Origin of the sequence: Sphingomonas sp., assembly GCF_040398505.1 — a bacterium.
Lineage (GTDB): Bacteria > Pseudomonadota > Alphaproteobacteria > Sphingomonadales > Sphingomonadaceae > Sphingomonas.
In genome coordinates this window covers 1-6,150 of sequence record NZ_JBBATX010000138.1, presented here as the reverse complement: position 1 = coordinate 6,150, position 6,150 = coordinate 1, and the positions used below count along the sequence as shown (strand labels likewise).

Genomic DNA, 6,150 nt, shown 5'->3' with positions numbered 1-6,150 from the left:
TACCCATCGGTTCGATTGGGACGGCATCTGGCGAGCGTGCCCAAAGATCGGATATGGTGCCATCGCCGCTTCGATCCATCGAAAGTGACGCGAAACGGCATCGGGATTGCTTGTCGAGCGCGGATCGCATGGTTATAGGCCGGCTCGTCAGGGAGTTGGCCCCGGGGGTAGTCCAGAGGCGCATAAAGCGCAGCGCGGCTGATGGGAGATAATGGGATGGCGACGGTCTTGAATCGATTGGAAGAATCCGAGAAGTTTGCGATGCCGCCGGTTGGCGACGATGGCTATCGGCCAAGCGCGGACGAAGATTTTATGAACCCGCGGCAACAGGCCTATTTCCGCGCCAAGCTACAGGCGTGGAAAGAGGCGATCCTGCGCGAGGCGGCGGGGACGCTATCACAATTGCAAGTCGATACGCTGCGCGAGGCCGATCTGACCGATCGTGCGTCGAGCGAGACTGACTGGTCGATCGAGCTGCGCACGCGCGACCGCCAGCGTAAATTGATCTCCAAGATCGAGGCGGCGATTCGCCGGATCGACGAAGGCGAATATGGCTATTGCGAAGTCACCGGTGAGCCGATTTCGCTCGCCCGGCTCGAGGCGCGCCCGATCGCGACGATGACGGTCGAAGCGCAGGAACGCCACGAGCGCCACGAGAAAATTTCACGCGAGGACTGACGCGCCCCCTGTGTCTTAAGCAGTTCGATACGATTGTGCTGCTACGCCCGGTCAGAACGGAGACCGGTAAGATTCACGCGATGGACCAATTTTCGCAAGATCCTTTCACCCCCGCGCTCGAGGACGGGGCGCACAACCGTCAAGTCGCGCGCGACAGCCTGTTTCTGATGGCGGATCTTCGTGTCTTTGGCGAAAAGGACGCCCGGCCTGTGCGCGTCCGGAATCTGTCGCAAGGCGGGTTGATGGCGGAGTTTCCGGATGGGCTGGCCCAAGGCCTGCGCGTTGAATTCGATGTCCGCGGTATCGGTTGGGTGTCTGGCCAAATCGCCTGGTCGGCCGCCGGTCGGATTGGGGTCGCGTTCGATCGTCAGATCGATCCGATGCTTGCGCGCAAGCCCGTCGGCCAGGGCACCCACACGCCGACTTTCGTAAAGCCGATCTTCACGCGCACGCAGCGCTGACGATTTCGGCCCGGGCGCAACGCGCCCGGACCTACGCCATCGGCTAAATCTGCAGCATTTCCTGTTTGAGTCGAAGCTTTTGCTTCTTTAGTTCGGCAAGCGTTACGGCGTCGGGCAGCGGACGCTGCGTTTCGGCTGCGATCTGGCGATCGAGGACTGCATGCTTGGCCGTCAGGGCCGATTGATGCGCGGTCTGCATGGAATGCGTACCTCCTTTATGTACTGCTTGGGGGAGTGAATAGAACACGCTTGCGGTTAATTGTCTCCCCCCCGATTCGCAGACACGCGACACGCCAGCGCAATCGTGCGACGGGTCGATTTTATGCGGTTCCAACCTCCGTGTTTTGCTAAGGGCGGCGCATCGAGTGGGGACCTTATGGACGACAGCCTGATCGCCAAACGCCTGGAGGTATTGCGGGTGGAACATCGCGATCTCGATTCGGCGATCGCGGCGCTGATCGAGGCGGGGTCGCCCGACCAGCTCCAACTCGCGCGGTTCAAGAAACGCAAATTGCGGCTGCGTGACGAAATCGCGATGTTCGAAGATCAGTTGATCCCAGACATCATCGCATAAACCGACTGTCGCCCTGCATCGGATTGGGACAGTTTTCTGCCGTCCGTCGCTGAAACGACTATACCGTTAACGCTGTGTTTGTGGGACGTAACCAGAATGAGGGGTCAACGCTACGATTCACGGATGCAACGGCGCGTCATCGATACGCTCTACATCGACGCGATGGTGCTCGCCGATGAGGCGCGGAGCTATTTCGACGAAGGCGGGCGCAGCGATCGCGAGGCGCTCGATCCGATGGTGCGCGTCGCGTTCAGCTGCGAGTCGCTGAAAGTAACGACGCGGCTGATGCACGTCATCGCCTGGCTGCTGACGCAACGCGCGGTCGATGCCGGCGAGATGGCGCCGCGCGAGGCGCTCGATCCCTCACGACGGCTGGGGCCCGCCCCGGTCAGCGAGTCGGCTGCGCTCGCGGCGATGCCCGCTGCGGCACGCCAGTTGATTGAAGCCAGCACCGATCTCCACCGTCGTGTCGCGCGGCTCGATGATGCGCAAGCCGATGAGGCGGAAGCGTTCGTCAGCCCGGTGCGATCGATGCACGACCGCTTGGCGATGGCCTTTTAAGGCCGCGTCTCGCCTCTGACGAAGCATGAACCCCGTTCGGCCCCGGACTTGATCCGGGGTTGTCGAAGCCCTGCGTGCTGCAAGCTATGTCGCCAGTGTGCCACGCAGCCCTTCGACAGGTTCAGGGCGAACGAAGTAGGGTGCGCAACCCTGCCGCAAACGTCGCACGATCAGAGTTTCAACCGCGCGCGTGCCGCCAGATATTGCCGCTCAAGCCGATCGACCATGTCGGCGACCGGCTCGATCCGGTCGATCACGCCGATGCCCTGACCCGATCCCCAGATTTCCTTCCACGCCTTGGGCTTGGCTGCGTTACCCGTGCCGAAATCCATCGTCTTCAAATCACCCTCGGGGAGATTGTCGGGGTCCATCCCGGCTGCGGCGATCGATCCGCGCAGATAATTGCCGTGTACGCCGGTGAACAGGTTGGAATAGACGATGTCGGCGGCCTTGCCCTCGACGATGCCCTGTTTGTACGCGGCCTCGGCATTGGCCTCGACGCTGGCGATGAAGGGCGATCCGATATAGCCGAAATCCGCGCCCATCGCTTGCGCGGCGAGCACCGCGTCGCCGGTCGCGATCGAGCCCGACAAAGCGAGCGGTCCATCGAACCACTGCCGGATTTCCTGGATGATCGCAAAGGGCGACAAGCGTCCGGCATGGCCACCGGCGCCCGCCGCGACCGCGATCAGCCCATCGGCACCCTTTTCGACCGCTTTGCGCGCAAACCGGTCGTCGATCACGTCGTGCAGCGTGATGCCGCCCCAGCTGTGGACCGCGGTGTTGAGGTCTTCGCGTGCGCCGAGTGAGGTAATCACGATCGGCACTTGCCATTTGGCGCACGTCGCCAGATCGGCCTCGAGCCGCTCGTTCGAGCGATGCACGATCTGATTGACCGCGAAGGGTGCTGCCGGGCGATCGGGATTGTCGCGGTTATGCGCCGCCAATTCCTCGGTAATGCGGTGCAGCCATTCGTCGAGCATCGCCTGCGGGCGCGCATTGAGCGCAGGGAACGATCCGACGATCCCGGCCTTGCACTGGGCAATCACCAGTTCGGGGCCGGAAATGATGAACAGCGGCGAGCCGATGACGGGGAGCCGCAGGCGATCGAACAGGGGGGGAATGCTCATGTGGGTTTCATAGCGCAACCGAAAGGACTGTCCAGTGACCGTTCGTTTGCCAAGCCCCATGAAAACGCTAAGGGCGAAACCTGTTCGTTACTGGAGTAACCAAGTGAAGCTTTCCCTCGCCGCTGCCCTTCTGCTCGGCACCGCAACGCCTGCCTTCGCCGTCGGACAATTGCCCGCCGGCGTCGCGCCTGTCTCCTATGACATCACGGTGCGCCCCGATGCGAAGGCGATGACCTTTTCGGGCGAGGAAGACGTCACGATCGCGGTGGAGCGTGCGACGAAGACGATCGTGCTCAACGCCGCCGACCTGAAGATCGCCACCGCCACGCTCGACGGGCAAGCGGTGCCGTTCACGCTCGATGCGACCAAGCAGCAATTGACCCTAAACTCTCCGACCCTGGTCGCCGCGGGCGAGCACAAGCTGCACTTCGCCTGGACTGGCACGATCAACACCTCGGCCGCCGGCTTCTTCGCGATTGATTACACCAATCCGGATGGTTCGGCCGCGCGGATGCTGGCGACGCAGTTCGAGGCACCCGACGCCCGCCGTTTCGCGCCCGTTTGGGATGAACCGGCCTATAAGGCGACCTTCACGCTGCGCACCGTCGCGCCGAATGGGCAGACCGCCTTTTCGAACATGCCGACCACCAGCGTCACCAAGCAGGGGGACGGCAGCACGCTCTACCGCTTTGCCGAAACCCCGAAAATGTCGAGCTACCTGCTGTTCCTCGGCATGGGCGATGTCGAGCGCAAGACGGTGATGGCGGGCAAGACCGAGATCGGCATCATCACGCGGCGCGGCGTGGTCGATCAGGGCGATTTTGCGCTGGCGCAGGCCAAGCGGTTGCTGACCTATTATAACGACTATTTCGGTCAGCCGTATCCGCTGCCCAAGCTCGACATGATTGCGGGGCCGGGCTCGTCGCAATTTTTCGGCGCGATGGAGAATTGGGGCGCGATCTTCTATTTCGAGCCGGAACTCCTGTACGATCAGAAGCGCGCAACACAGAGCGGCAAGCAACGCATCTACACCGTCGTCGCGCATGAAATGGCGCATCAATGGTTCGGCGATCTCGTCACGATGCGGTGGTGGGACGATCTCTGGCTGAACGAGGGCTTCGCCTCGTGGATGGAGAATAAGAGCAGCGTCGATCTCAACCCCGATTGGTATGCCGCCGCCACCGCGGTCGCGCAGGACCGCGAAGGCGCGTTGCAGGCCGATGCGACCGCGGCGACGCACCCGATCATCCGCAAGATCGAAACCGGCGATCAGATCGGCGAAGCGTTCGATGGCATCACCTATCTGAAGGGCCAGGCCGTCATTGGCATGATGGAAGCGACGCTCGGGCCCGACACGTTCCGCGACGGCATCCGCCGCTATATGGCGAAGTACAAATATTCGAACACCGCGACCGATCAGCTTTGGGCCGAATTGTCGGCGGCGGCGGGCAAGCCGGTCGCGCCGGTCGCGCACGATTTCACGCTCCAACCCGGCGTCCCGCTCGTCACGATGACGGGTGCGCGCTGCGTGGGCGGAAGCACGCGTGTGACGCTCACCCAAAGCCGCTTCGGCTATGATGCCACCGCGCAACAGGCGCAGACGTGGCGCGTGCCGCTGACGCTCGGGATGGTCGGTCAGCCGGCCATCAGCGTGACGGTGCGCGGGGCGGCCGCGACGCCGGTCACGGTGCCGGGCTGCGGGACACTCGTGCTCAACCGCGACAAGCAAAGCTATGTTCGCGTTTCGTACAATGCGGCGGGCCATGCCGCGATTGTGCGCGATTTCAACGGTCTGGTGCTCACCGATCAGCTCGGCACACTCGGCGACGATTTCGCGCTGGCCAAGGGCGGCAATCAGAAGCTCGATCGCTATTTCGCCGATGTGGCGGCGGTCGGGGCGGAGGCCAATCCGCTGCTGTGGCAGACGATTGCGGGTCAGCTCGCCGATCTCAGCCGTCGTGAACCCAAGGGGCCTGTGCGCGAGGCGATGTACAGCCGGGTCGCGGCGACGCTGGCCCCGGTGATGCAGCGTGTCGGCTTTGCCGCTGGCAAGGATGAATCGCCGCTGATCTCGACGCTGCGCGAGACGCTCATCGCGGTGCTCGGCGATGTCGGCAATGCTGAGGTCGCGGCCAAGGCGCGTGGTTATGTCGCGGCGCTCGCGACCGATCCGCAAGCGATTCCGGCGGCGATCCGCGCACCGATCCTTGGCACGTACGCCAGCAACGCGACGTCGGGCGAATGGGACGCGTTGCTCGCGCTGGCGCTTGCCGAGAAGAATCCGGTCGTGAAAAACGGCTATGTCCGCCTGCTCGGCGCGGCCGATGACGATGCGCTGGCCAAGCGCGCGCTCGGCCTGCTCGATAGCGACCGCCTCAGCACACCGCAAAAGGCGAGCTTGCTTCGCGCGATTGCCAATGGGCATCCCGATCTGGCGTTCGATTTCGCCGTCTCGCATATGGCACTGGTCAGCACGCTGGTCGAAACCAGCAACCGTGCAGGCTTCGTGGCCAACCTTGGCGGCGGGTCCGACGATGCCGCGATGCCGGGCAAGATCACCGCGTTTGCCACGGCAAACCTGCCCGTTGCGGCGCGTGGTGCTGCAAAAGCGACCGTGGCGTCGATGGCGGCGCGGCGGATGGTCAACGCGCGCATCCGCGCCGACATCGCGAAATGGGCAAAAAGCGGGTCTTAATCGACTCGCTTCAACCCGGTCGCATAGCTGCGGGCATTGGCAACATAATGA

General features: G+C 63.3%; 7 protein-coding genes. 5 read left to right on the top strand and 2 right to left on the bottom strand.

What is annotated here, in order from left to right; all coding sequences use genetic code 11:
* Positions 1–216 precede the first annotated feature (216 nt).
* Positions 217–678 (top strand): RNA polymerase-binding protein DksA, encoded by a 462-nt coding sequence (gene dksA, locus ABWP09_RS13095; protein WP_353205567.1) that lies wholly within the window; start codon positions 217–219, stop codon positions 676–678.
* A gap of 80 nt (positions 679–758) precedes the next feature.
* On the top strand, positions 759–1,139 hold the full coding sequence (locus ABWP09_RS13090; RefSeq protein ID WP_353205566.1) for a PilZ domain-containing protein: 381 nt from the start codon (positions 759–761) through the stop codon (positions 1,137–1,139).
* Between the two features lie 43 nt (positions 1,140–1,182).
* Here ABWP09_RS13090 and ABWP09_RS13085 read toward each other — a convergent pair whose 3' ends face one another.
* Positions 1,183–1,338, bottom strand: coding sequence for a YdcH family protein (locus ABWP09_RS13085; RefSeq protein WP_353205565.1), 156 nt, complete (start codon positions 1,336–1,338; stop codon positions 1,183–1,185).
* Between the two features lie 177 nt (positions 1,339–1,515).
* On the opposite strand from ABWP09_RS13085, the gene ABWP09_RS13080 reads away from it, so the two are divergent.
* Together ABWP09_RS13080 and ABWP09_RS13075 are read left to right on the top strand one after the other, a co-directional pair.
* Positions 1,516–1,713 (top strand): YdcH family protein, encoded by a 198-nt coding sequence (locus ABWP09_RS13080; protein WP_188446640.1) that lies wholly within the window; start codon positions 1,516–1,518, stop codon positions 1,711–1,713.
* Between the two features lie 123 nt (positions 1,714–1,836).
* On the top strand, positions 1,837–2,274 hold the full coding sequence (locus ABWP09_RS13075; RefSeq protein WP_353205564.1) for a DUF1465 family protein: 438 nt from the start codon (positions 1,837–1,839) through the stop codon (positions 2,272–2,274).
* A 170-nt stretch (positions 2,275–2,444) separates the two neighbouring features.
* Here the strand turns inward: ABWP09_RS13075 and ABWP09_RS13070 are convergent, their stop codons facing one another.
* The gene (locus ABWP09_RS13070) at positions 2,445–3,404 is read right to left on the bottom strand and encodes an NAD(P)H-dependent flavin oxidoreductase (protein ID WP_188446643.1); all 960 of its coding nucleotides are present in this window, start codon (positions 3,402–3,404) and stop codon (positions 2,445–2,447) included.
* 103 nt (positions 3,405–3,507) lie between these two features.
* On the opposite strand from ABWP09_RS13070, the gene ABWP09_RS13065 reads away from it, so the two are divergent.
* Positions 3,508–6,099: a M1 family metallopeptidase gene (locus tag ABWP09_RS13065; protein ID WP_353205563.1), complete on the top strand. Its 2,592-nt coding sequence runs from the start codon at positions 3,508–3,510 to the stop codon at positions 6,097–6,099.
* Positions 6,100–6,150 lie beyond the last annotated feature (51 nt).